The following is a 26305-nucleotide window of genomic DNA, read 5'->3' as shown; positions in this document are numbered from 1 at the left end:
GATTACTTCTGGGCAGGTGCGTAGGTAAGGCCTAATTCATCTTGCTTTTTGCGCAAGGCAACGATGAATGAATCCTGGTTTAGCTCTACATGATCATAAGTAAGCAGCTCGCCAACACCGATTGGCTTAACTATTTTTGCTCCAGCAATTAATCCAATAGGCACCAAGTTATCGCGCTTGGCATCTAGTGCGTTATCGGCGTAGCCGCGAACAGTAAATCCACCAATGCCATCAATAACATCGCCTACTTCTAGGTTTTTCTTCGTCATTGTGACAACTTCAGCGTTTAAATGTGGTGCATACAGTGATGATTCGCGATCCAAAATTGCGCGATAGACAGTGATTGGCGCTTCAATTGAAGCCAAATGAAATGGGCGATACAAAGCAAAATATGGACCAGGGCCCATCGCTAAATAACTCATCTCGTGCGCGATGTAAGGATCGTTGTGGCGAACAATTACAAATACACCTGGTGCAACATCGCCGGTGCAGTAATCAACAACTCCTGGGCGATCCAAAATTCCACCATCAGCGGCTAGTGCAAAGGTGTCCTGCAAAGTTTTAACTGATGATGCCGGGCCATACATGCCACGCTTTGATAGCTGCAACCCTGTGGTGTTGGCCAGCGCAACCATTTCAGTCATCGTCTTGGAACCATCTGTAAATGAACACAGCATCTTTGGGTTCATCTTCTTGGCAATCGCAGTTTCCCGAACAGTGTCCGGAGTGCTTAGCGGTTCAAATGGATTGTTCTTTCCCTTACCAGCGCAGATAATTTCAAAGTTTAAGTCGCGGGCGTAATCAACAAGCACTTTGGCTTCAATTGGTTCATCGCCATGGCACACGGCGTAGATGACACCATTATCGGTGGCAACTTTGTGAAGTAGCGGCCCGATAGTTACATCCATTTCAACATTTAGAACTGCAACATCTTTTTTAGCAAGAAGTGATGTGTAAGTAATTTGTGCGCCAATATCTGGAATACCAGTTCCTTCAACAACTAAATCAACTGGTAGTTCTGAAACTAAGGTGGCATCGGTGCTACCTGTGTGCTTGCCTTCCAAAATAGCTTTGGACAAAACAGCTTTATCATCGCTAAATACAATGTCTGTAATACCTAAATCTGCGTAAACAACTTTGACGCGTTCCAAATCAGTATCAATGATTATCGATAGTGAAATTCCCTCTTTGCGACCTAACTGGTTTCCAAAGCCTCGACCCATCTGGCCCGCTCCGACCAATGCGATGCGTGTATCTCGCCCGATCTTGACTGCATGATCTCGAAGCCGAGATGTGTAGGTCACTTTGAACTCTTTTCCATTGATAAAGCCGGTATGCGTATTAAACACCACCCATGAAGCCGATACTCTTAGACAATGAACCTTTCCAAGATGCGCACCGGTGTCGGTGTAGATGCGCATCAATTTGGCGATAGCGGGCCATGCTCACTAGCTGGATTGCAGTGGCCAGATGCGCCTCGTTTGGTGGGCCATAGCGATGGCGATGCTGCAGCACATGCGCTGTGCGATGCGGTTTTATCTGCCTGCCAATTAGGCGATATCGGAACTTTTTTTGGTGTCGACACTCCAGAAATGGCCGGGGCATCTGGAATCGCAATGATTGAAAAGCTGCGCGATTTTGTAGCCGCCAAAGGTTTTGTCATTAACAATGTTGCATTGCAGATTGTTGGTAATCAACCAAAAATTACGCAGCGTCGTGATGAAGCACAACAAGTTTTGTCTGCAGCCCTTGGTGCACCAGTTTCAGTATCGGCAACAACATCTGATCAAATGGGCTTTACTGGTCGCGGTGAAGGAATCTATGTGATCGCAAATGCTTTGGTTCAGGTGCCATGAATTTGAATTTGTATGACACAGCAACGCGTGAAGTTAGTCAGTTCAAACCGCTAGTAGCAGGCAAAGTTTCAATCTATGTCTGTGGTGCAACTGTGCAAGCAGCACCACACATTGGCCATGTTCGTAGTGGCGTTAACTTTGACATCTTGCGTCGCTGGTTAATTAAAAGTGGTTTCGAAGTAACTTTTATCCGTAACGTCACCGATATCGATGACAAGATTTTGCACAAGGCCGTTCACGAACAAATGCCGTGGTGGGCTGTTGCAATGAAGTACGAACGTATCTTTACCGAAGCCTATGCCGCACTTAATGTGATGCCACCAACCTATGAACCACGAGCAACTGGTCACATCACCCAAATGGTCGAACTTATGCAGACGTTGATTGAAAATGGAGCGGCATATGCACCTGGCAATGGCGATGTTTATCTAGAAGTTCGAAAGTTAAAGCAGTACCTAACTTTGTCTCGCCAAAATCTTGATGATTTACAACCAGCAGCAGACGCCGATGAAACTTACAAAAAAGATGTGCGTGACTTTGCTTTATGGAAAGCAGCAAAGGCCGGTGATCCATCATGGCCAACACCGTGGGGCCCAGGTCGTCCGGGTTGGCACTTGGAATGTTCTGCAATGGCGCACGCTTATCTTGGCGAAAGTTTTGATATTCATGGTGGCGGCTTAGACCTAGTTTTCCCACATCACGAAAATGAAATCGCGCAATCACACGCTGCTGGTTATGGTTTTGCCCAACGTTGGCTGCACAACGCGTGGGTTACCCAATCTGGTGAAAAGATGTCAAAGTCTTTAGGAAACACTTTGCAAGTTCACGAGATTTTAAAGAATGTTCGTGGAATCGAACTTCGTTGGTATTTAGGCGGAGCGCACTATCGTTCGATGTTGGAATATTCACCAGAAGCGTTACAAGAGGCAGCAACTAATTTCCGCAGAATCGAAAATTTCTTAAATCGTGCAACTGAAGTTCTTGGCGCACAACCAACTTCAGAGTTAAGCCAAGCATTTACCGATGCCATGAATGATGACTTAGCTGTTCCTGCAGCCCTTGCTTCAATTAGCGAAAATCTTCGCTTAGGCAATCAAGCGCTTACAGATAATGACAAAGTTGCTATTTCTAAGAATGCGAAGGAAATCCGCGGAGCGTTAGAAGTTTTGGGTTGCGATCCATTTGATGCAGCTTTTGCAACAGCTGGTGGTTCAGATCTGTCCGCGGCCCTCGATGGCACCATTAAATTGGCATTGGCAGAGCGCGCAGCTGCCCGTGAGCGTAAGGATTTCGCTGCATCAGATGCCATCCGTGATGGGCTCGCTGCTTTAGGAATTACAATTGAGGACACTGCTCAAGGACCTCGCTGGTCTATTAATTAATTACTGAAACGAGATCTAAACATGGCTGGCAATTCATCCCGAAAAGGCGCTATCCGCCAATCAAAAAAGGGGCCATCTGCCGGTACTGGTGGAAACAATAAGCGTCGTCTTGAAGGAAAAGGTCCAACTCCAAAGGCGGAAGACCGTCCATATCACGCAGCTGCAAAGCGTAAGAAAGCTGCGGAAAAGAAGGAAACTCGTTCACCAAGAATGCCAAAGGGTGATCGTCCACGCGGTGAAATCGTTGCAGGTCGTAACGCAGTATTAGAAGCGTTGCGCGAGAATGTTCCAGCGACCGAATTATTAGTTGCGCGCAGTATTGATGTTGATGATCGCGTTGCTGAAAGCTTAAAGCTTGCCCTGCACCAGGGACTTCAGATTCGCGAAGCACACCGTGCCGAAGTAGAAGGTATTTCACCAAACAGTCAAGGAATTATTCTTGCAATTAAGCCTTTCCAGTACTCAAGTTTTGAAGAAATCATGCAGCGCGCAAAGCATCCTTCATTAATCGTTGCGCTAGACGGAGTAACCGATCCACGTAACCTTGGTGCGATCATTCGTTCTGCTGCGGCCTTTGGCGCAGCAGGTGTCATCATGACTGAACGTCGTGCGGCAACAATGACGGCATCTGCTTGGAAATCATCAGCGGGTGCGGCAGCACGTTTGCCAATCGCACAGATTACAAATCTTGCGCGCACAATCGATGCAGCCAAAAAAGCTGGCATGTTTGTGATCGGCCTAGATGGTGAATCAGATGAAATGATTAGCACCATGAAGGTTGCAACTGAACCTTTGATGGTAATTGTTGGATCCGAAGGTAAAGGTCTTGCGCGCTTGACTAAAGAAAAGTGTGACTTGGTTATTTCGATTCCGATCAGTGCATCAACTGAATCTCTTAATGCAAGCGTTGCTACTTCGATTGCGCTGTTCCATATAGATCAACAGCGCCGCGCAAAGTAGGTAAAAGCCGTGAAATACAACCGCTTTATCGCCATTGGTGATTCATTCACCGAAGGTATGTGTGATGAGAAGAGATACGGTCAATACCGTGGCTGGGCAGATCGCGTTGCCGATGTTATGGCTCAAGCCGTTCATGGTTTTCAGTACGCAAATCTTTCGGTTCGTGGAAAATTGCTCAAGCAAGTTGTTGATGAGCAATTAGATGCAGCTATTGCACAGGTAGTTGATAAGACAACGCTTGTGTCATTTCACGCAGGTGCAAATGATGTGATTCGCCCAAAGTACAACCCCAATGTGGTCCTGCCTTTATATGCCGAAGCTGCACGCAAATTAGCTGCTTCTGGTGCAACAGTAATGTTGTTTACAGTTCTAGAAGACAGCGGTAGCGAAGGACGGTTAGCTGAAACCTGGAAAGCGCGCTTTAAAGATTTTAATGAAAATGTTCGCGCAGTTGCTGAAGAAATTGGTGCGATTCTGTGTGATGCTAATGAAGAACCAGCCTTTAAGGATCCACGCTTTTTAGCTTTTGATCGGCTGCACTTAAATCCAATGGGACATGATCGTGTTGCTCAGGCGGTACTTGAAACTATTGAACTTCCACATGATCCATCGTGGCGCAGACCTTTGGCACCTGCCGAACCAACACATAAATTAGTTAAAGCGGCAATTACTGTGGTGTGGTTTGCAACTTTTGCACTGCCCTGGATGTGGCGACGTGCACGTGGTAAATCATCAGGTGATGGTCGTACCTGCAAATATCCAATTGCAATTAATTGGCCACTGTCACATTTAGACCACGCTAATTAAATTTGGGTAACTGTCCACTCCCAGGTATGTACGCCGGTCTTAATCAAATACTTATCTAAAGTATCTGGACCACATGATGCAGTTCCAACGCCGCGGTGTGCGGTATCGATATGAACCACTGTGTTTCCACAAGGATTAACTTCGACATCATGGGTGGCATCGGCTAATTCTGCATCTCGGTTAGGGGTTACAGACACCTGTGCTGGCTTACCCATGGCAAAGCGAAGACCATTTCCTTGGGCATTTACTAGTTCAAACCAACGAACCGCTGTGTGTCCGCCGTTTTCTTGTGGTCTGACATATGGAATGTATTGCGCAGCCACAGTCGAAACATAACGACCAATGCGTCCGATCTTGCGATCGGGATAAGTTTCATGTGCACCTGTTCCAAAGTAAACCAGCTCACTAAGTGAACCATCTAGTTCAAACAATGTTCCAACACGTGCTAAATCATCAAATGCCTTTGGAACTGTGACAGATTCCTTAACATTAAAGCCACCGACAACTGGTGTAATTGTTTGGGTGTGCTTGAAAGAAACACCTGTGCTTGTTTCCCAGGTATTACTTACCTTGATAGATGTAGGCGACTGTCGCACAACACAATCGGTTCGTGAAATCTCGCGAACTCCGTAGCGCTCCCACTTGGCAGCAATATGTCCGATGCGATCATTATCTGTCGGTGCGCGCCACAATGAAACTGATGGTGCAACAATTCCGTACGGCAAAATGATCTGTCCGTGCTCATCTACTACATCGCCAAGTTCTTTAGTTTTCTTGGCAGGTGCCAGAGCTGTCGATGCAAGCGCAATCTGACTCCAGCCAACTTCAGACATGGGCAATGCCCACGGCGTACTGGCGATGCGAACTAGTGAGAAGTTAATAAAGCGTTCTCCACGAGATGTTCCCTTAGCCAGCTTCTTGGAACTTACTTTAAAGTTTGCACTCTTGCGAGGTGCAACCTTAGGCAACTTTACGATTCCGCTATCGAGAATTTCTCCATCGCAAGTGATGTTCCACTGCAACTGGTATTCGCCAAGATCCTTAAAGAAGTGCTTGTTAAATATCTTGAATTGGCCGGTCGCAGCCTTTGCTGCAGTAATGACTACAGGGGCTGCAAGTGCTTTAAATTCATACATTGCAGGCTTAGCTGTGCGATCTGGGAAAACCATTCCATCGCAGCAGAAATTGCCATCATGTTTTTCTTCGCCGTAATCGCCACCGTAAGCGTTGCGCGTTGTGCCATCTGCAAGAGTTTGAACAGGGCCGTGATCCCACATCTCCCAAATAAATCCACCTTGCAAACCACGGGTCGATTCAATCGCTTCCCAGTATTCAGCCAAGGTTCCGTTGCTGTTACCCATTGCGTGCGAGTATTCACACATAATCAATGGACGATCAGCCTTAGGTGACTTTGCATATTCCTTGATCGCATTTATCGATGGGTACATGGGAACAACTACATCGGTTAATGAATGACTTCCCATCCAGTTACCGCGGATTCCGCCTTCGTAATGCAATGGACGTGATGGATCAAAGCTTCGTGCAAATGCGGCAGCCGCTTCATGGTTGGTGCCGGCGCCTGATTCATTTCCAAGTGACCACATAACAACTGATGGATGGTGAATATCGCGCTGCACCATGCGACCAATACGGTCAACGAAAGCGGTTAGGTAACGGGTGTCATTACAGATTGATGAAATAAATGCGTGGGATTCGATGTTTGCTTCTCCGACTACATAAAAACCAAGTTCATCGCAGAGATCTAGAAAAGCTGCATCGTTGGGATAATGAGAAGTTCGGACCGCGTTAAAGTTCCAGCGCTTTAGTTCTAATAGATCTTGGCGCATGTCATCACGAGTTAATGCGCGGCCTGTAAAGCGATTAAAATCGTGACGGTTGATTCCGTAGAAAATAATCGGTTGACCATTAACTAAGAAATCTTGACCCTTGATAACAATTGATCGGAAACCAATTCGTTGCTGAGAAACTTCAATTACAGCACCGCTGGGATCTAGTAATTCGATGTTTAAGGTGTATAGATGTGGGGCTTCGGCAGACCAAGGACTTACTTTAGGAATTCGAGTCTGGATTTGAACCTTTCCATGTGGCCAAGGCTCATTCTCCATGATCGCCGCCTTTGCATCAGCAGGAAGATTTCCATGCCAATACTTTCCGTGGAAGTAATCATCACTACGCTTCTTTAAATTTGCATCTCGCTCAGTCCAAATTGGTGAGGTGAAGTTCTTTATGGTGTGAGAAAGTTGCGCACTTTTTACCTTTGGTAATTCGGTAATCGAGGCACGCAAGGTGTAACCATCAGTGGATAAATTGTCTAAAGCACCTAAATCTGCATCGATGGTTAATGTTCCTGTTGTTCCATCTTTTTCAAGTCCAGCGACTGTTTTGAATCGCTCGATGAACACTTTATTCGTTGCATATAACTTAACTGAGCGGGTGATTCCGCCATGCCACCATTGATCTTGGTCCTCAATAAAGGTTGCATCAGACCACTTAGTAACATCGATGCGCACAACGTTGTTTCCGCTATTCACAAACTGGGTAACATCAAATTCAGCCGCAAGTCGTGAATCCTTGGTTAGACCAATTTCGACACCATTGATGTAAATCAACGCAACAGATTCGTAGCCACCTAATTGAAGAACTATGCGCTTGCCGGCCCAACTCTTTGGCAGATCAAAATCTCTTTCGTAAACACCGGTTGGATTTTCTTCTGGCACAAATGGAGGCTGTTCAGCAAAAGGCATTTGAACATTTGTGTAAATCGGCTTATCGAAAAACACATCTGAAGTTTCCTGCATCGTCCACAAACCCGGAACCGGGATAGTCGCCCAACGCTTGCCTAATTTTTCAGTTGGCTTATGTAACAACTGGAAGCGCCACGTTCCATCTAAAGAGATCTGCTCAAAATGCTCAATATTGAGCATCGGCAAACGGTTAACTGAAGTGGTCTCGGGGCTCATCCAATAGTTGCTAATCACAGGGGCAGTCTCTCAGGAAATCCCCGTTTACACACACGTGGCAAGCGTGAAAACTCAGGGTGGATTTAACCTTTGTCCTTTCTCCGATTACCTGTTGTTCACTCAAACAGGGGAGAATTTGAACATGAGTATGGAGCACCTAACAGATCGCGAGATCAGCTGGCTCTCCTTCGACCAACGGGTTATAGAACTAGCCGAGGATGAGTCAATTCCAGTCCTGGAACGACTTAGATTTCTGGCAATCGCATCCTCAAATCTGGATGAATTCTTCATGGTCCGCGTTGCAACCTTGATGAGCAAAATTGAAAACAATGTGACCGCTCAAAATGTTGCAGGACATCGCCCATTAGAGCTTTTGAGTTTGATCTCAACCAAAGTCAATGAATTAGTGTCAAGGCAAACCCAAGCGTTGCAGTCAAGCATCCTGCCTTCACTTAAGGCACATGGAATTGAATTTGTAACGTGGCAAGATCTCGACGAGACTGAAAGAGTCTATACAGCCAAGCTATTTCAAGACCGTATCTTTCCCGTCCTTACACCATTAGCCGTTGACCCAACCCATCCATTTCCCTACATATCGGGTTTGTCATTGAACTTGGCTGTTGTTGTTAAAAACCCAACGACTAATGAAGAATTCTTTGCACGTGTAAAGGTGCCAGAAGTCTTACCTCGCTTTATTGCAACAGCAAAGATTGGTTCGACTCGATTCTTACCGCTTGAAGATTTGATTGCAATCCATTTACAGGAACTCTTTCCAGGAATGACAATTGAAGATCACTACACCTTCCGCGTTACTCGTAATCAAGATATTGAGCTTGAAGATGAAGAAACCGAAGATTTGTTAGTAACGCTAGAACAAGAACTTTTGCGCCGACGTTTTGGGCCTCCAGTGCGACTAGAAATTGAAGCTGGCGTTGATGAAAAACTAGTTCAGCAATTGGGTCGCGAACTTGGTATTGGTCAAGAGAACATTTTTCATGTTGAGGCACCACTTAATTTAACCTCGCTCAACAAGATCGCCGATCTAGATTTTCCTGACTTAAAGTTTGAACCCTTCAGGTCACGCACTGCTAAGGCGCTTTCCGAGGTCGAAAGTGATGATCTAGACATGTTTTTTGCGGCCATTCGCCAAGGTGAAATTTTGCTGCACCACCCCTACGAATCCTTTACTTCATCAGTGGTGCACTTTTTACAAAACGCTGCGCAAGATCCGGCAGTATTAGCAATCAAGCAAACCCTGTATAGAACTTCTGGTGACTCACCGATTATTGAAGCGTTGATCGAAGCTGCAGAAGCGGGCAAACAGGTTGTAGCAGTTATTGAAATTCGAGCACGATTTGATGAGCAGGCAAATGTGCGCTGGGCTCGTAAGCTCGAAGCTGCTGGCGTGCACGTTGTGTATGGATTAATGGGTCTTAAGACACATGCAAAGCTTTCGTTAGTTGTCCGTGATGAGCCACAAGGTATTCGTCGTTACTGTCACATCGGTACCGGAAATTACAATCCAAAGACCGCGCGTCTTTATGAAGATTTAGGTTTGCTTAGCGCAGATACTGAGCTCACTGAAGATTTAACTCGACTCTTTAATCAGTTATCTGGCTTTGCACCACAGTCAACGTATTCACGACTTTTGGTTGCACCTCGAACTTTGCGATCAGGTTTGATTGAAAAAATCGATCGCGAAATCGAGCATGCTAAGAATTCTCGTCCAGCAGGAATTCAATTTAAACTTAATTCAATTTTGGATGAAGGATTTGTTGCAAAGTTGTATGAGGCTTCGCAAGCCGGCGTAAAAATTGAATTACTTATTCGCGGAATCTGCGCGGTGCAACCAGGCATCAAGGGTCTATCTGAAAACATAACCGTCAAATCTATTCTTGGTCGTTTCCTGGAACACTCTCGTATCTACCATTTCATCAATGGCGGACAGGATGAGTACTGGATCGGCAGTGCAGATTTAATGGGTAGAAATCTTGATCGTCGAGTTGAAAGCCTTGTTTTGATCCAACGAAAAGAGCATGTGACCCGCCTTCAGGGCCTATTAGACCTTGGTTTATCTGAAGAAACCGCTTCGTGGGAGCTTGAAGAAACCACCTGGACCCGCAATAAGAAAAAGGGATTGACTAACGCACATTCTGTGTTGATTGATCACTATGCAAAGGATCGGTAAATGGATGTAATTCAAGCTGCAGGTGCGGTCCTTTGGCGTCGACTCAGTGATGAATTAGTTCAGGTAGCTCTTATCCATCGTCCGCGATATGACGATTGGTCATTTCCGAAAGGCAAAGTAGAGCAAGGCGAATCTGAAATTAGTTGTGCTTTTCGTGAAGTTTTCGAAGAGACTGGATTTGAAACTGTCTTTGGACCAGAACTGTGCACAATTGAATACCAAGTTGGCGAATCCCTAAAGACTGTTCGTTACTGGTCGGCGCAAGCTATTGGTGAATCAACTGGAGCTCTTGATGTATCTGAAGTTGATCAATTAATTTGGGTAACAGTGAGCGATGCTTATTCAAAACTTTCACGTCAAGGTGATCAAGAAGTGCTTAAGAATTTTGAAAAGTTTGGCGTTGACACCATCCCGCTTGTGTTGCTCCGTCACGGAAAAGCAATTGCGCGCGAAGAGTGGGAAGGCGATGATGGAGATCGTCCCTTGGCTCAGCTAGGACAATCACAAGCCAAGCGAATGTTAAGTGCATATTTGCCATACGGAATTACCGAGATTCATACCTCTGATGCGGTCCGTTGCTACGAAACAGTTGCACCGATGGCACGTTCACTAAGTAAAGACACAATTTATTGGAGTCAGTTAAGTGAGTATGCATTTGAAAAGGATAAGAAGCCCGCAATCAAAGTAGTAGAAGAGATTATTGAAAGTGAAGCACGCGCAATCGTGTGTGGTCATAATCCAGTTTTGCCTGGAATAGTTGCCAAACTAATTGGAAAAAAGAGTTTTAAAGAGTTAGACCACGGGCTATTGCCTGGTGAATCATGGATTTTGCACCACCGCGACGGTGAAATCATGGCTATTGACTGGATGGCAGCGCCAGAAAGCTAGTCTTTTAGCCAGTCTAAACGCCGCAAAACAATTCCCTCACGCAAGGCCCAAGGGCAGATTTCAACTTCGTCAACATCTAAGCGATCCATAACAGCCAAGGCAACAATTGCCCCTGCAACAATTTGTTGAGCACGGTTTGCTGACACACCTGGTAATTCATTGCGCGCTTTATTGTCCATAGCAATCAACTTTGAAACCGCAGTCTCTAAAGATTTTCTCTCTAAAAACTTTGGGTTGTCTCCATACCAGTGTGCACAAATACGGGCCAGAGTTCGAAATGTTTTACTGGTTCCAACAAAGTGGTTGGCATCATGGGACCTTAAAACTTCTGGAATGGAACTCTTTAAAACTTCTTCGGCATGTTTTTGCAAAGCCTTAATACTTTTCAGATTGTATGGATCTGGTCCTAAGAATTCTCGTGTAGATCGGGCGGCACCTAACGGTAGTGAAAGTGTTGCTTCTGGTAACTCATCAACTCCACTGGCAATTTCTAAAGATCCGCCACCAATATCAAGTACTAACAATTTTCCCGCAGACCACCCTAACCAGCGACGCACAGCTAAAAAAGTCATCGAAGCTTCATCATCGCCATCTAAGACTTGTAAATCAATTTCATGTTTAGTGTTTATGTCTGAAATTATCTGATTGCCATTTTTTGCCTCACGTAAAGCAGAGGTGGCAAAAGCTAAAATTTCATCGGTTGAGTTTTCATTTGCATGTGTTACAGCTTCGGAAATAGCCGAATTGAGCAAAGCAATTCCAGTTGCCGAAATTTCACCAGTTTCATTCAGATAATCGGTCAGTCGCAGTTCGACCTTGTAATTTGTTGCTGGCTCTGGACGTGCTCCGGGGTGGGCATCCATAACTTGAAGATGGATCGTATTTGACCCAACATCTAGAACACCCAATCGCATTGCGCCAACCTATCGCTGGGCGGGGCAAATCCCTTGGATTTTAAGTTTTGGCCTATCACTGCCATAATTGCGGCTGCTGTATTCGGGGTGACTCGAAGAGCAGGCCTCTCTAGCTCAGTGGTAGAGCAGCGCACTTGTAATGCGCAGGTCGTCAGTTCAATCCTGACGGGGGGCTCTGGTTTTTTCTACGGTTCGGCACCATTGTTTCTGGATAACTTAAATCCTCCAAAAACTGCATCATTACTGCGATAAATAGCTCTGGTTTTTCTTTTACTAAAGCGTGCGATGTTCCAGGTAAAACCGCTAACTGTCCAAGCGGCAACGCTTCATACAACTCTTGTGTGTGCTTCAAAGTGATCATGTCATCATCTCCTGAAACAACAAGTACTGGGCACTGAATTTCTGCCAATTGTTTTTTTGAAATATCAGGCTCAGTTGCCCAAATCGTAAACATGCGGGTTACCTTTTCTAGCAAGGTATGTGGTGCATCAGGTGATATCAATGTGTATTCAGCTAAATCTTCTTCCGAAACAGCTGGTTCGCCCATTTCGTAATCAACACCTGAATGATGAAAGTTGCCACCGATAGAAATAATTGATCTCACTAGATCTGGACGTTGAATTGCAACCATAAGTGCAATTACGGCTCCATCTGAATATCCAACTAAATGTGCAGGCTCTCTAACAACTGTTTCTAGATAAGCAATTGCTTCGCGGGTTTGATATTCAAAATGCAAACTTCCTGCACGATCTGCGGTGAAGCCGTGCGCAGTTCGATCGTAGGCAAAAACATGAAAATCATCCTCAAGAGCTGGAACCAATAAGTAATCCCAACTTGAAGTTTTACTTAATCCTCCATGCAGCAAAACAACTGCTTCGCCATCGTTATCCCATTCATAGCAGTACAGATCATGCCCATCGACCCTTAAATATTCAGGCATTACTGCGAATCCATAATGTGACGATTGCCCCGATCAAAAGTTAAGTAGTTATAGGTCCAGTCGGCCATGGTGCCGATCTTGTTGCGACCACCTAATAGATAAAACAGATGCAGCCACAACCAGGCATACCAAGCTGGAATTCCAGTCATGCGAAGGCTCTTTACTTCGACAATTGCTTTGTGGCGACCGATCGTTGCCATTGAACCCTTATCAAGGTACTTAAATGGCTTCAGATCCTGGCCGGCTGCGATTTTCTTGATTTGTTGCGCAACATGTCGCCCCTGCTGCAGTGCAACTGGTGCAACCATCGGCAACATACGGCCGTTTTCTCCGACAAAACCGGCGATATCTCCGATTGCAAAGATGTGCGGGTAATTCTTAACCTGCAAAGTATTTTCAACATCGATACGAGTATTAATTAGTGGCAAATTCAAGATGGCACCAGTTGGCTCACCCTTAACGCCCGCAGCCCAAATTGTTATTTCAGAAGGAATCTTGCTTCCATCATTAACTTCGATCATGCGCGGCTTAATCTCTTTAACCGCAGTATTTAAATGAACGGTCACGCCAAGTTTTTCTAGATCTTTCTTGCCATGGGCAGAAAGCTTTTCTGAAAACATTGGCAAGATTCGTGGACCAGCTTCAATCAAATTAATTTTGATATGTGCTGCTGCATGTTGCTGGTCATGCTTCAGGGGACCGCGAACAAGTTCGGCAAAGGCTCCAGCCATTTCAACGCCAGTTGGTCCGCCGCCAACAACTGAGATGGTAAACATGGTGTCATCTTCAAAGCGACACAAGTCTTCAAATCGTCGCAAAACTTCGGCGCGAATTGCTAAAGCCTCGTGAACGCTTTTCATTCCTAGCGCATGTTCAGTAACTCCGGGGATACCAAAGTCGGCAGTTGCTGAACCAAGTGCAACAACTAAATAATCAAAATCTAAAACTTCACTGCTATCTAATTTCACGTTCTTGTTCTTGTGATCTACAGATATCGGTGAACCCATTCGGAATTGAATTCCAGTTTTACGTAGCGCGCCTCGAATTGGGTGCGCAACGTGATCTGCAGCTAAGCCGGCGGTAGACACCTGATACAACAGCGGTAGAAATGTTTGGAAGTTGTGGCGATCAACCACAGTAACTTCGGCAAAATCAGCCATCTTGCGGGCTGCAGTTAGCCCGCCGAAACCGGCGCCCAAAATAACTACGCGTGGTTTTTGGAGTGTCTTTTGCATGGGATAAGTCTATTCTTGCCAGCATGAACCCGCATAATGGAAAACGTAAGTACTTGGTCACAGGGGCATCTGGGTACGTAGGTGGGCGTTTAGTCCGTGCATTTATTGACGATAAAGAAGATGTTCGAATTTTGGTCCGCGATAAGAACAAAATCATGGGTCAGCCTTGGGCGCCGCTTGTCGAAATTTGCGAAGGCAGTGCCGAAAACTTTGAAGACTTACAAAGAGCGCTGGAAGGTATTCATACCGCTTTTTATTTATTGCACTCAATTAATCTAGGCCCACACTTTGATGAAATCGAAAGTGCGATGGCACGCAACTTTGCTAAAGCTGCAGAGCAAGCAGGGGTTTCCCAAATCATTTATTTGGGCGGAATCGCAAACGATGTGAACATTAGTAAGCACCTTGCTTCCCGTGCGATGACAGGCAGTTCACTTGCCACGACATCTGTTGCCGTCCTAGAACTTCGCGCAGGAATCATTATTGGTTCAGGCTCTGCCAGTTTTGAAATGCTGCGTCATTTAACGCATCGCTTACCAATTATGACAACGCCTAAATGGGTAATGAATAAAACTCATCCAATCGCAATTCGTGATGTGCTGTATTACTTAAAGGGTGCAGCCCACTTAGAAAAGCCGGTTAACAAAGTCTTTGATATTGGCGGCCCCGAAGTTTTGTCCTATGCCGACATGATGCAAAAGTTTGCCAAGCTATCGGGCTTGAAAAAGCGTTGGATTATTAGAGTTCCCGTTTTAACGCCTGGACTATCCAGTTTGTGGATTGGTTTAGTAACACCAGTGCCAACTGCTTTGGCGCGACCACTTGTTGGTTCGTTAATCAGCGAAGTAGTTGCAGATCCAGCAAAAAGTATTGATGCCTTAATCCCAAAGCCAGCAGAAGGCTTAATTGATGTAGAAAACGCGATTTCCTTAGCGCTGTCAAAGATCACAACTCATAACGTGGAAACACGTTGGTCTGATGCAACGATGCCAACTGCGCCATGGCAAAAGGCGCAAGGCGATCCGGATTGGGCTGGTGAAATGGTTTTGCGTGATCGACGCGAAAAGATCTCAGATGTTCCAGCCGAAAATGTTTGGCGCCAAGTCGAACGCATCGGTGGCGTTAATGGTTGGTTTGGTTCAGATTTCTTATGGTGGGCTCGTGGTGTACTGGATCGATTCTTAGTCGGTGGCGTTGGTTTACGTCGTGGTCGACGTGATCCTGATTTCTTGCGTGTTGGTGAAAGTTTAGATTTTTGGCGAGTAGAAGAGCTAGAGCCAGGTCGCAGATTAAAACTGTATGCAGAAATGGTATTACCCGGTAAAGCCTGGCTTGAATTTACAGTTACCCGCGAAAACGGAAAAACAAAGATTGTTCAAGAGGCTACTTTTAATCCACGTGGATTAGGTGGCCAGTTGTATTGGTATGCAATATCTCCATTGCACTTATTTGTCTTTCCAACAATGATCAGAAATATTGTGAAGAAGGCAAGAATTAATGCATGAGTTCACCCCCGAAGTAGAAGCTTTGGCTGCGGAAATTTTGCAATACAGCCTGGAACGTTTAAAAGATGATCCACCATTAGATGGTCCACGTTCTGCAGAAGATTTGTTTAAGGAAGTTGGCAATACAATTACCGCAAAGGGTCTAGGCGGACATGACGCCCTTGCAGTTTTCACAAATGTTTTAGCTAAAGCTTGTATTTCAACAGATCACCCGCGCAATCTGGCTTTTATTCCATCGGCTCCAACAGAGTATGCAAACCTTTTTGATTTAGTTGTCGGTGCAAGTGCGTTATACGGGGGATCGTGGCAAGAAGGAGCGGGTGCGGTCTTTGCCGAAAACCAAGCTATTCAGTGGCTCATTGATTTAGCGGGATTACCAGCAACGGCCGGTGGCGTATTTGTGCAAGGCGGAACAATCGGAAATCTTTCAGCATTAGTCGTTGCCCGTGCCCAAGCGCGCAAAAAACACACACCGTCAGGCCGCTGGGTTATTGCCTGTAGTGCAGAAGCACATTCATCGATTGCATCGGCAGCAAATGTTATGGATGTTGATGTTCTTAAGGTTCCAGTTGATGCAAAGGGAAAGTTGCAAGGCGCAGCAGTTGCCCATGCCATAGATACCTTGCATGCAACCACTAACAATCGAGTCTTTGCAGTAGTTGCAACTTCTGGCACAACAAACCTCGGGATTATTGATGATCTAAAAGGTCTTGGAAAAGCTGCGCATGATCGCGACATTTGGTTTCATGTCGATGGCGCTTATGGTTTAGCAGCCTTGTGCGCACCATCTGTGCGAAAAGATTTTGACGGCATCGAAGCCGCGGATTCATTTATCGTTGATCCACACAAATGGCTCTTTGCTCCTTACGATGCTTGTGCACTTGTGTATCGCAATCCTGATCTGGCTAAGCAAACTCATTCACAACATGCTTCTTATTTGGATACATTAAAAGATGACAACTGGTCTCCATCTGATTATGCAATTAACTTAACGCGCAGAACCCGTGGTTTGCCTTTCTGGTTTTCACTTGCTGCTAACGGAACCGATGCGTATGCAGAAGCCATGGAACAAACTCTGACTGTTGCACAACAAGCCGCAGAACTAGTTCGCAATCATCCAAACCTTGAACTGTTATGCGAACCTGAACTTTCTATTGTTGCTTTCACTCGAAAAGGATGGACTGCGGCTGACTATCACGATTGGAGCGATCGATTACTGGAAGATCAAGTGGGATTTATTCCACCGTCATCGCATAACGGCCAACCAATTTTGCGCTTTGCAATCGTTAATCCGTGGACGAAAATCACAGATATCGAGTTGATTCTAAAGCGGCTCTAAATCCCACACTTTTATTGAGTCTGTCGTAAGATTTCTCCCATGTCCGCGCAAGAAGAGTCCGCAATCAACACTGGGCTGAGCGACCTCGAAGTTCGCATCCTGGATTTTGAAGGCAATTGGTGGCGTTATGCCGGCGCAAAAGAGGCTGCAATCAAGGAGCTCTTTGACCTAAACGCCCCGCGTTACTACCAACTATTAAATGATTTGATCGACCGCGATGACGCCCTAGCTGCCTCACCAATGCTAGTTAAGCGCCTTCGCCGCCTGCGTGAGGCCCGTATGGCCACACGCGTTGCCCGCTAACGACTAACCCTCCTTCTCGTTTTGCGCCTCGGAAATAAAGGCTCTAGATTTGGCGTTAGCACTCTCGGGGTGCGAGTGATAAAGCCCCCCGCCTAACGAAGTACTAGCACAAGGAGCACAACTCATGGCAAAGCAGATTGCCTTTAATGAAGAAGCACGTCGCGGTTTAGAGCGCGGCATGAATATCTTGGCTGATGCGGTCAAGGTAACCCTTGGACCTCGTGGACGTAACGTCGTTCTCGAGAAGAAGTGGGGCGCCCCAACAATTACTAATGATGGCGTTTCCATTGCAAAGGAAATTGAACTCGATGATCCATGGGAAAAGATTGGCGCAGAGCTAGTTAAGGAAGTTGCTAAGAAGACTGATGATGTTGCCGGTGACGGAACAACAACTGCAACTGTTTTGGCTCAAGCACTAGTACGCGAAGGTTTGCGTAACGTTGCTGCCGGATCAAACCCAATGGCACTAAAGCGTGGAATTGAAAAGGCTGTGGCAGAAATTGTTGCCGAGCTACTATCAATGGCTAAGGCTGTTGATTCCAAGGAACAGATTGCAGCAACTGCATCTATTTCAGCAGCCGATGCAACTATCGGTGAAATGATCGCTGAAGCGATGGACAAGGTTGGCAAAGAAGGCGTCATCACTGTTGAAGAGTCAAATACTTTTGGTCTGGAACTAGAGCTCACTGAAGGTATGCGCTTTGATAAGGGTTACATCTCGCCATACTTTGTAACTGACCAGGATCGCATGGAAGTTGTTCTAGAAGATGCTTATGTTTTGATCGTTAACTCAAAGATCGCAAACATCAAGGACCTAGTACCAATTCTAGAAAAGGTAATGCAATCAGGTAAGCCACTTGTCATCATTGCTGAAGATGTCGAAGGCGAAGCGCTCGCAACACTAGTTGTTAACAAGATTCGCGGAACTTTCCGTTCTGCAGCTGTTAAGGCGCCAGGCTTTGGAGATCGTCGCAAGGCCATGCTGCAAGACATTGCAATCCTTACAGGTGCAACAGTTATTTCAGAAGAAGTTGGACTTCGTCTAGATGCAGCAGAGCTTGATCTTTTGGGTAAGGCTCGCAAGGTTGTTATCAGCAAGGAAGAGACAACAATCGTTGAAGGCGCTGGCGATGATGCACAGATCAAGGGTCGCGTTCAGCAGATCCGTAATGAAATTGAAGCCTCTGATTCAGATTATGACCGCGAGAAGTTGCAAGAGCGTCTTGCAAAGCTTGCTGGTGGCGTAGCTGTTATCAAGGCAGGTGCGGCAACTGAGGTAGAACTCAAAGAGCGCAAGCACCGCATTGAAGACGCAGTTCGCAATGCAAAGGCTGCAGTAGAAGAAGGAATCGTTGCCGGTGGTGGCGTTGCACTTCTACAAGCAGGTGCTGCAGTGTTCAAGCGTCTAACAGGTTTAACTGGCGATGAAGCAACTGGTGCAAAGATTGTTGAATATGCAATCGAAGCTCCAATCAAGCAGATTGCAGTTAACGCAGGACTCGAAGGCGGAGTTGTTGTAGAAAAGGTTCGTCACCTTCCAGCAGGACAAGGTTTAAATGCTGCAACTGGCGAATACGTAGACATGATTAAAGCTGGAATCATTGATCCAGCTAAGGTGACACGTTCTGCGCTACAAAACGCTGCATCAATTGCTGCACTGTTTATTACAACAGAAGCAGTAATTGCAGATAAGCCAGAGAAGGCACCTGCTGCCCCACAAGGCGGCGGAGATATGGACTTCTAAAGCCAATTTATTAAGCGTAACGCCGTCTCCGATTAACGCGGGGGCGGCGTTCTGCTTTACCCTTAGACCATGGCCAAGAAGAAGAGCACCGTTGTTGCTTTTGATGCACAGGATCTTGCCCGCAATGCTGCCCTTGATGTTGCAGAAAAGCACGATCAAGTTGGTGGATTTGTATCGGTTGATTTTGATGATGACAACCGCGTTGCTACATATTTGTTTGAAGCAAACCTTGCCGGTTACAAAGGTTGGCGTTGGTGCATCACCATTGCAAAAGTTGACACCGATGCGCAACCAACAATTTGCGATGTAGTTGTTCTTCCAGGACCGGATGCATTACGCGCACCTGAATGGATTCCATACCGCGATCGAATTTTGCCAGGCGATGTTGGTGTTGGCGATATTGTTCCAAGCGCACTTGATGACACACGTTTAGTTCCAGGACAACAAGCGTTGCCACAGGATGAAGATTTAGATACTGCGATGGCGATCGAACTTGGTTTAGGTCGTGCGCGCGTTCTTTCAATTGAAGGTCGCGATCAAGCAGCAAAGCGTTGGTATGAAGGCGAACGTGGACCTAACGCGCCTGTTGCCCAGTCAGCGCCAAAACCTTGTCATAGCTGTGGCTTCTTTATTCCAATCGCTGGATCATTACGTGCAACCTTTGGCGTGTGCGCAAACGCGATCTCGCCCGATGATGCACGCGTAGTGAGCGTGGACCATGGCTGCGGAGCACATTCGGAAGCGACCTTCACAGAGCCGGTGTTAAACTAAGCACCTGCTATCGCAACCGCGATACATATTTACATACCAGTAAAGAAAACTAGCAAGGAGCCCTCCCCATGCCTACAGGACGCGTTAAATGGTTCTCATTAGAAAAAGGTTTCGGCTTTATTGCAAATGATGAAGGCGAAGATGTTTATCTAGCCGCAACTTCACTTCCTGAAGGTGTTGCAACAGTTAAGCCTGGAACAAAGCTTGAATTTTCTATTGCTGACAGCCGTAAAGGCCCACAAGCATTATCTGTACACATCATTGATGCTCCACCATCACTAGTAGAAAACTCACGTGTTAACAGTGATGATCTTGCTGCAATGATTGAAGACACAATCAAGATGTTGGACAAGGTTGGAAATGGTTTGCGCCATGGACGCCACCCAAATGCACAAGAAGCTGATCGTCTTGGTCGCGTGTTGCGCGGTATCGCAACAGCTTTGGGTGCTTAAAAACTAGCGCGCTTAAAAAACTAGGGTGCGTAGTACTTTCGAAAATTAAATTCCGCTGCGTCTATTGCGGCGGATTGTGTAGCGAATACCTACTAGACCTAATGCTGCGCCCATTACGCATGTCCAGATAACTTTGGCTTCTGCGTTGGTTGCAAGTGCAATCACCCCAGCAATTACCCAGCACATCGTTCCAATTGCGACTAGAGTTACTGCATTGCGTAGTCGAGTAGTCATGGGGCAAGAGTAATGCGTTTATCGGTAAAAGATGATGGTAATTGGCGTTCATTTCGCCACCGTAATTACCGAATCCTCTTTCCTGCCAACGCAGTTTCCAATATCGGCAGTTGGGCCCAGCGCATCGCACAGGATTGGTTAGTCCTTGAGCTAACTAACAACAATGGAACTTATCTAGGTTTGGTGACCGCGGTTCAATTTGCTCCAGTTTTGTTCTTCTCTTTACATGGCGGAAAGTTGGCTGATCGCTTTAACAAGAGAAAAGTTTTGATCCTCACAAATGTTATTGGTGGTGCGGCATCCCTTGCCTTGGGTATTTTGGTGATGACTAATCTCGTTGTCCTATGGCACGTATTCGCTTTAGCTGCGGTTTTGGGTATTTCAACCGCAATCGATGCGCCTGTTCGCCAATCATTTACAACCGAAGTTGTAGGTCAGAATGATCTTCCAAATGCGGTTTCCTTAAACTCAGCTAATTTCAATGCTGGGCGCTTAATTGGGCCAGCAATTTCAGGTGGTTTGATTGCAGCCTTTGGTACTGGGCCTTCATTTATCGTTAACGGGCTTTCATACTTGTTTGTAATTGTTGCGTTGATGAATTTAAATGAAAAAGCTTTTTTCCATCAAGATCGACCAAAATCAGATGGAAGTATCCGCGAAGGAATCGCCTACGCTAAGGCGCGACCAGATATTTACGTTGTTATGTTGATGGTCTTCTTCCTTGCCACCTTTGGATTGAACTTTCAGATCTTTAACGCGCTCATGGCAACCCAAGAGTTTGGGTTAGGACCTGCAAGCTTTGGTTTGATGGGAACCTTTATTGCTATTGGTTCACTGTCGGGTGCAATTGGTTCAGCCCGCCTAGAACGCTTTAGAAGCACAAAGTTTGTCATTAAGGGTGGAATAGTTTTTTCAATTTCAATTATGGTCTTAGCCATTCTTCCAAGCTATACCTCATACCTATTTTGGTTACCAATTTGTGGCGTTACAGCTTTAACAACTTTGGTATCTGCTAATTCAATTGTTCAGACCAGCACTGATTCAGCAATCAGAGGTCGTGTGACCGGTGTTTACTTACTTATCTTTATGGGTGGAACACCTTTTGGTTCACCATTGATTGGAACAACAACTGAACTGCTGGGAATCCGTCCAACAATTGCCTTATGCGGTGGAATCTCATTAGCCGCATCTTTGTTCATTTGGTTCCGCTACAAGAACCGGGTGCAGCCACCTGCAGATATTTCAGTCGCTGCAGTCTTAAAGACTGTTAATCGCAATAAGGATTAGCAGTCCAACCAGTGTCAACAGCGTAATTAAACGTCTGGTTTTGTAGCTCATGCTGATTCCTTCACATTCGAAGGGATCACTCTCACGATTATGAAAGCAATACCAATCAACACAAAGACCATGATGTAGGCGCGGGAAATACCAAAGCTATCTCCTAGTAAGCCCAGCAAGAATGGGGCTCCGGCAATAGCAATGCCTGCTGCTAATGATGCTCGACCGATTGCTAGATCTGGACGCCCATCGCTTAATCCGATTAAACGAATAGAAGAAAGTGCAAACTGCATGGAAATTCCTAAACCAACTACCAGTAAGCAAATAAGAGAAAGCACCATGCTGTGCGACAGCCAGAAACCTAAGAATCCAAGGAATTGCAAAGCGATGATTGCCAATAGTTGGGTATCTAGCGCAAAGCGCTTCAAGACTAAACCGCCGTACCAACGTCCTATTCCCATACCGGTGCCAAGTGCAACGATGGCAACTGTTGAAATTGCTGCAGTTGATCCAACACGTTCTTTCAAAAGTGCCGCCGCCCAGAAAGATGTTGCGAACTCACTGGAAATACAAGCAACAAAACCAAACCAAGCAATCCAGAACTTTAGTGACAGCTTTCCACCTTGTGGGCCATGCTCATCAGGAACATGTTCTTCAGCATCTTTTTCACGCCCAACAAAAAATAGGATCAGTGCAACTGGAATCGCTAGCAACAAACCTAAACGCCACAGGCCAGGATATACAATTGCGATCGTTCCAATTAACGCGGTACCTGTAACAAAGCCAACCGATGCAATTCCATTTGCTTGGGGGATCGCAACTTCAGCGGCCTTGCCGTAATGCGATGACATTTTTGTAAGCATCGTATTGATAACAATTGATGTACCAAGTCCGGTTATAAATGTTGCGGGCAAAGTGAGATACACGGGTGGAGAGATCACAAACAAAGTTAGACCAGCAATAAAAATGGACAAACCGATCCAACTGGCGCGATTTCTTCCATATCTGTGCGCGATACGCGGATTAGCCCAACCAGCAAAGATTGATGCAACTCCCATGGCGGTTCCATGCAAACCAGCGATTGTCAGCGATGTGCCTTGATCTGCACGCAATAAAGATTGTGCGGGACCAAAGCCTCCAAGATAGAAGTTAACGATTGCGGTTTGAACCGCTACTACCCAGAAGAAACGATCGCGATGAAAGCCCTTACTCATTAGAGAAGAGGCTCATTACAGGGCAGCAACAACGTGATCAATGCACTTAGTTAGTGCTTCAACATCACTTGGATCAACTGCTGGGAACATGCCGATACGAAGCTGGTTCTTACCAAGCTTGCGATAAGGCTCAGTATCAACAATTCCGTTCTCGCGTAGCGCAGCTGAAATCTTGGTCGCATCGATGGCGTCATCAAAGTTGATTGTTCCAACTACTTTAGAACGCATCGCAGCATCAGTTACAAAGGGAGTTGTGTAGCTGGTCTTTTCTGCCCATGAATACAAAATGTCAGAAGATTTAGCGCTGCGACCTGCGGCAAATGAAAGTCCGCCATTGGCATTCATCCATTCGATTTGTTCTGCCAACAACATCAAAGTAACCAGGGCAGGAGTGTTGTAGGTCTGATCTAAACGTGAATTCTCAATTGCGATCCCTAAATCAAAGAAGGCTGGAACCCAGCGGCCACTTGCTTTGATCTTTTCTGCGCGAGCGATCGCTGCAGGAGACATTATTGCAATCCAAAGACCACCATCAGATGCGAAAGATTTCTGAGGCGCAAAGTAATAAGTATCAAACTCTTTTGCATCAACCATTAATCCACCAGCTGCAGATGTTGCATCAACTAGAACAAGTGCGCCATCGGTTTCTGCTGGACGCAGAATTGGCATTGCAACTCCGGTGCTTGTTTCATTGTGCGTTAATGCGTAAACATCTATTCCAGCCTCTTGAACAGCAACTGGGTGTGAACCAGGTTCTGCCTTGATAACTGTTGGCTCGCCTAAGAAAGGAGCTTCTTTTGAAGCTGCGGCAAACTTTGAAGAAAACTCGCCGAATACAAGGTGCTGTGAACGATCTTCGATAAGCCCAAAAGTTGCGATATCCCAAAACGCAGTTGAGCCACCATTACCAAGAACTACTTCGTAGCCTTCTGGAAGACTAAAGAGAGATGTAAGACCTTCACGAACTCGCTTTACAACATTCTTGACCGGCTTTTGTCGGTGCGAAGTTCCCAGTATCGAATTTCCACTTGCTGACAATGCAGCTAATGCTTCGGGACGAATCTTTGATGGACCGCAACCAAAACGTCCATCTACTGGCTTTAACTCTGAAGGAATGATGATGCTCATGGGCTAAGACTACGGGTAGTACCGAGAGAGTTCCCAATCACCGGTTGTGGCGGTCCTCTCATAACGCAAGCGATCATGCAGGCGTGAGTATCGGCCCTGCCAAAATTCGATATGAAGAGGTGTCACGCGATATCCGCCCCAATGTGCAGGACGTGGAACCGCGCTTCCTTCGGGCCACTTTTGTGCAGCACCTGCAAAACGTTGCTCTAACTCTTCGCGCGATGCAAGGTGTGAAGACTGCGCACTTGCCCATGCACCAATTTGTGAACCCCAAGGTCTGGTTGCAAAGTAATCATCTGATTCTTGTTCAGATACTTTTTCAGCAACACCACTAATTGAAACTTGGCGTTCCATGGCATACCAAGGAAAGAGCAATGAAACATTTGGATTTAATTCAATTCCATGTGCTTTGCGTGATTGATAATTTGTGAAAAAAGTAAAGCCACCGTCAGAAATATCTTTTAATAAAACAGTACGTGTATTGATTTGCGAATCCGCAGTTACTGTTGATAACACCATTGCATTTGCTTCAACGATTACTGGATTTTCATGTGCATCCTTTAACCACACAGCAAAAGCTTCAAAAGGATTGCTAGGCAGAGTTTCTAAACCGGCATCGCTATACGAACGACGCATCGCACGGATCTCATCGCGGGTAACGATCTCTTCAGTCATACCCCTATCGAACCCCACTTTGGGTCCTCGAGCGAGTTTTCAGCCCTCTCTGCAACGGCTTATGTAAGGGGCGCGATTTATAACAATCGGATAAATGACTGGCTAAATAAGGAGAAAATCATGTGTTTAGTTTGCTTACCGACCCCTAAAAGAGTGGAATTACCCCAACAGCGCATGCCCTCGTATGTGCAAATTCCATCCATGGAGGAAATACATGAATACAAAGCGTTTCGGATTTGCTGGCGTTATTGCAGCATTCGCGCTTGCAGTTTCAACTCTCGTAGCACCAAGTGCTAGCGCAACCACAGAAATCGTGGTGTGGGCAGATGAATCTCGCGGGCCAAACCTTGCAAAGGTAATTGCAGCAAAGGGTGACTGGGTTTCTGGTTACACAGTAAAGGTAGTCACATTCTCAAGCTTTGATGCACTCAAGGATGCTTTTGATAAGGCAACTGATGCATCAGGTCCAGATATTGTTGTTGGCGGAAATGACTGGGTACCAACAGGTGCAAAGAGCGGAAAGCTTGCTCCATTGACACTTACAGCGGCTGTAAAGGCTCGCTTCAACCAGACTCAGTTCGTTGACCTTACATACAAGGGCAAGCTGTACGGAGTGCCTGTAGATATCAACAACGTTGCAATGATCTACAACACCAAGCTTGTTTCATCAGCACCAAAGACATTTGGTGAAATGGTTTCAAACTACAAGTCTCTCAAGGCATCTAAGGGCTTGAAGGCTGGTCTATGTATTGCAGGCGGCGGAATGTCATGGGGAGCTCACTCAGTCTTCTCAGCACTCGGTGCAGATGCATACCAATTCAACTCACGTGGTGGAATTGTTTACGGCCGTGCATTCAGCGCAACAACATTTGGTAAGAATGTTCGTACTTACCTAATGGATGGCAAGAAGAGCAATGGTTTCTTCCCAGCAACTGATACCGGTTGCAAGGACAACTTCCTTGCAGGAACTGTTCCTTACGCAGTTATTGGTAACTGGGAATGGGCAGATTACGTAGCAAAGGGATTCACAATGAACCTAATGCCAGTTCCAGGTGTAAGAGAAGGAACTTACGGAAAGATGTTCGGATCTGTTAGCGGTGCGCTCCTAACTACATTTGCTGCAAAGCATGGTGTCGAATCAGGTGCAAAGTCACTTCTAACTAACTTCTTTGCATCAACTGATGGCCAGGTCCGTTACCAGGCAATTGAAAAGCGTCCACCTGCAGAAAAGGGCGCACAAGCAGACTCAACAGTGTCAGCTGCACAGCGTGGATTCGGTTCAGCCGCATCGCTAGCTGGAATTCCTCAGATCGGCGCATTCCTAAACAGCAACAAGGGTGGCGCTAACTACTGGGATTCGGCACCTGCTTACTGGACAGCTGTTTTAATTGATGGCAAGGATGCAGTTCGTGAAGCATCAAAGCTTGCATCAATCTGGCGCGCTAACACCGATGGTGGCAAGGGCGATCTCTAATTAATTTGATTTATTCAAGTTAAGTTCTACAAGAGGG

23 protein-coding genes and 1 tRNA gene are annotated in these 26305 nt (G+C 46.0%); 15 read left to right on the top strand and 9 right to left on the bottom strand.

The window, feature by feature from the left end; genetic code table 11:
- Positions 1-2: 2 nt before the first annotated feature.
- On the bottom strand, positions 3-1349 hold the full coding sequence (locus AC9UC2_RS00335) for an NAD(P)H-dependent oxidoreductase (protein WP_509523888.1): 1347 nt from the start codon (positions 1347-1349) through the stop codon (positions 3-5).
- A 42-nt stretch (positions 1350-1391) separates the two neighbouring features.
- On the opposite strand from AC9UC2_RS00335, the gene ispF reads away from it, so the two are divergent.
- From ispF to AC9UC2_RS00315, 4 genes are read left to right on the top strand one after another with little or no spacing between them, the layout of a single operon-like run.
- Complete coding sequence (ispF, locus tag AC9UC2_RS00330) at positions 1392-1856, top strand: 2-C-methyl-D-erythritol 2,4-cyclodiphosphate synthase (RefSeq protein WP_509524711.1); 465 nt, start codon at positions 1392-1394, stop codon at positions 1854-1856.
- Positions 1853-3238, top strand: coding sequence for a cysteine--tRNA ligase (gene cysS / locus AC9UC2_RS00325; RefSeq protein WP_509523886.1), 1386 nt, complete (start codon positions 1853-1855; stop codon positions 3236-3238). The genes ispF and cysS overlap by 4 nt, the downstream gene beginning before the upstream one ends.
- A 21-nt stretch (positions 3239-3259) precedes the next feature.
- Positions 3260-4198 (top strand): 23S rRNA (guanosine(2251)-2'-O)-methyltransferase RlmB, encoded by a 939-nt coding sequence (rlmB, locus tag AC9UC2_RS00320; RefSeq protein ID WP_509523884.1) that lies wholly within the window; start codon positions 3260-3262, stop codon positions 4196-4198.
- Between the two features lie 9 nt (positions 4199-4207).
- On the top strand, positions 4208-5005 hold the full coding sequence (locus AC9UC2_RS00315) for an SGNH/GDSL hydrolase family protein (protein ID WP_509523881.1): 798 nt from the start codon (positions 4208-4210) through the stop codon (positions 5003-5005).
- Here AC9UC2_RS00315 and AC9UC2_RS00310 read toward each other — a convergent pair.
- Positions 5002-8004: a glycoside hydrolase family 2 TIM barrel-domain containing protein gene (locus tag AC9UC2_RS00310; protein ID WP_509523878.1), complete on the bottom strand. Its 3003-nt coding sequence runs from the start codon at positions 8002-8004 to the stop codon at positions 5002-5004. The two genes, AC9UC2_RS00315 and AC9UC2_RS00310, sit on opposite strands and share 4 nt — an antisense overlap.
- 124 nt (positions 8005-8128) lie before the next feature.
- Between AC9UC2_RS00310 and AC9UC2_RS00305 the strand changes: the two genes are divergently transcribed.
- Positions 8129-10174 carry an RNA degradosome polyphosphate kinase gene (locus AC9UC2_RS00305; RefSeq protein ID WP_509523876.1) on the top strand — a complete coding sequence of 682 codons (2046 nt, stop codon included), beginning with the start codon at positions 8129-8131 and terminating at the stop codon, positions 10172-10174.
- Positions 10175-11062, top strand: coding sequence for an NUDIX hydrolase (locus AC9UC2_RS00300; protein ID WP_509523874.1), 888 nt, complete (start codon positions 10175-10177; stop codon positions 11060-11062).
- Here the strand turns inward: AC9UC2_RS00300 and AC9UC2_RS00295 are convergent.
- Positions 11059-11976 carry a Ppx/GppA family phosphatase gene (locus AC9UC2_RS00295; protein ID WP_509523871.1) on the bottom strand — a complete coding sequence of 306 codons (918 nt, stop codon included), beginning with the start codon at positions 11974-11976 and terminating at the stop codon, positions 11059-11061. The two genes, AC9UC2_RS00300 and AC9UC2_RS00295, sit on opposite strands and share 4 nt — an antisense overlap.
- A gap of 103 nt (positions 11977-12079) precedes the next feature.
- On the opposite strand from AC9UC2_RS00295, the gene AC9UC2_RS00290 reads away from it, so the two are divergent.
- Positions 12080-12151 (top strand) — tRNA-Thr (locus AC9UC2_RS00290).
- Here the strand turns inward: AC9UC2_RS00290 and AC9UC2_RS00285 are convergent.
- Together AC9UC2_RS00285 and AC9UC2_RS00280 are read right to left on the bottom strand one after the other, a co-directional pair.
- Positions 12128-12916, bottom strand: coding sequence for an alpha/beta fold hydrolase (locus tag AC9UC2_RS00285; RefSeq protein WP_509523869.1), 789 nt, complete (start codon positions 12914-12916; stop codon positions 12128-12130). The two genes, AC9UC2_RS00290 and AC9UC2_RS00285, sit on opposite strands and share 24 nt — an antisense overlap.
- Positions 12916-14151 carry an NAD(P)/FAD-dependent oxidoreductase gene (locus tag AC9UC2_RS00280; RefSeq protein ID WP_509523866.1) on the bottom strand — a complete coding sequence of 412 codons (1236 nt, stop codon included), beginning with the start codon at positions 14149-14151 and terminating at the stop codon, positions 12916-12918. Before AC9UC2_RS00280 ends, AC9UC2_RS00285 begins: the two co-directional genes overlap by 1 nt.
- 23 nt (positions 14152-14174) lie before the next feature.
- Between AC9UC2_RS00280 and AC9UC2_RS00275 the strand changes: the two genes are divergently transcribed.
- From AC9UC2_RS00275 to AC9UC2_RS00250, 6 genes are all read left to right on the top strand, one after another.
- On the top strand, positions 14175-15656 hold the full coding sequence (locus AC9UC2_RS00275; RefSeq protein WP_509523863.1) for an SDR family oxidoreductase: 1482 nt from the start codon (positions 14175-14177) through the stop codon (positions 15654-15656).
- Positions 15649-16995 (top strand): pyridoxal phosphate-dependent decarboxylase family protein, encoded by a 1347-nt coding sequence (locus AC9UC2_RS00270; protein WP_509523861.1) that lies wholly within the window; start codon positions 15649-15651, stop codon positions 16993-16995. The genes AC9UC2_RS00275 and AC9UC2_RS00270 overlap by 8 nt, the downstream gene beginning before the upstream one ends.
- 39 nt (positions 16996-17034) lie before the next feature.
- Entirely contained in the window at positions 17035-17298 is a 264-nt protein-coding gene (locus AC9UC2_RS00265) for a DUF3263 domain-containing protein (RefSeq protein ID WP_509523859.1), read from the top strand.
- 124 nt (positions 17299-17422) lie between these two features.
- Positions 17423-19042, top strand: coding sequence for a chaperonin GroEL (gene groL, locus AC9UC2_RS00260; RefSeq protein ID WP_509523856.1), 1620 nt, complete (start codon positions 17423-17425; stop codon positions 19040-19042).
- 69 nt (positions 19043-19111) lie between these two features.
- Entirely contained in the window at positions 19112-19813 is a 702-nt protein-coding gene (locus tag AC9UC2_RS00255) for a DUF3027 domain-containing protein (protein WP_509523853.1), read from the top strand.
- A gap of 68 nt (positions 19814-19881) precedes the next feature.
- Entirely contained in the window at positions 19882-20265 is a 384-nt protein-coding gene (locus AC9UC2_RS00250; RefSeq protein WP_509523851.1) for a cold-shock protein, read from the top strand.
- Positions 20266-20310: 45 nt separating this feature from the next.
- Here AC9UC2_RS00250 and AC9UC2_RS00245 read toward each other — a convergent pair whose 3' ends face one another.
- Positions 20311-20499, bottom strand: a complete 189-nt coding sequence (locus tag AC9UC2_RS00245) for a DUF2530 domain-containing protein (protein ID WP_509523847.1) — start codon at positions 20497-20499, stop codon at positions 20311-20313.
- 12 nt (positions 20500-20511) lie between these two features.
- Between AC9UC2_RS00245 and AC9UC2_RS00240 the strand changes: the two genes are divergently transcribed.
- Complete coding sequence (locus AC9UC2_RS00240; protein ID WP_509523844.1) at positions 20512-21786, top strand: MFS transporter; 1275 nt, start codon at positions 20512-20514, stop codon at positions 21784-21786.
- 47 nt (positions 21787-21833) lie between these two features.
- On the opposite strand, the gene AC9UC2_RS00235 is transcribed toward AC9UC2_RS00240, so the two are convergent.
- The 3 genes from AC9UC2_RS00235 to pdxH are packed head-to-tail and all read right to left on the bottom strand — an operon-like array spanning position 21834 to position 24794.
- Positions 21834-22991: an MFS transporter gene (locus tag AC9UC2_RS00235; RefSeq protein WP_509523841.1), complete on the bottom strand. Its 1158-nt coding sequence runs from the start codon at positions 22989-22991 to the stop codon at positions 21834-21836.
- A gap of 15 nt (positions 22992-23006) precedes the next feature.
- On the bottom strand, positions 23007-24119 hold the full coding sequence (gene serC / locus AC9UC2_RS00230) for a phosphoserine transaminase (protein ID WP_509523839.1): 1113 nt from the start codon (positions 24117-24119) through the stop codon (positions 23007-23009).
- Positions 24120-24128: 9 nt separating this feature from the next.
- Complete coding sequence (gene pdxH, locus AC9UC2_RS00225) at positions 24129-24794, bottom strand: pyridoxamine 5'-phosphate oxidase (RefSeq protein ID WP_509523837.1); 666 nt, start codon at positions 24792-24794, stop codon at positions 24129-24131.
- A 214-nt stretch (positions 24795-25008) separates the two neighbouring features.
- On the opposite strand from pdxH, the gene AC9UC2_RS00220 reads away from it, so the two are divergent.
- Complete coding sequence (locus AC9UC2_RS00220) at positions 25009-26268, top strand: sugar ABC transporter substrate-binding protein (RefSeq protein WP_509523835.1); 1260 nt, start codon at positions 25009-25011, stop codon at positions 26266-26268.
- Positions 26269-26305: the final 37 nt, after the last annotated feature.

The organism is Candidatus Planktophila sp. (assembly GCF_036734405.1).
Classification (GTDB): domain Bacteria; phylum Actinomycetota; class Actinomycetes; order Nanopelagicales; family Nanopelagicaceae; genus Planktophila.
The sequence above is the reverse complement of the archived record's forward strand: the minus strand, read 5'-3'. Positions and strand labels throughout refer to the sequence as shown.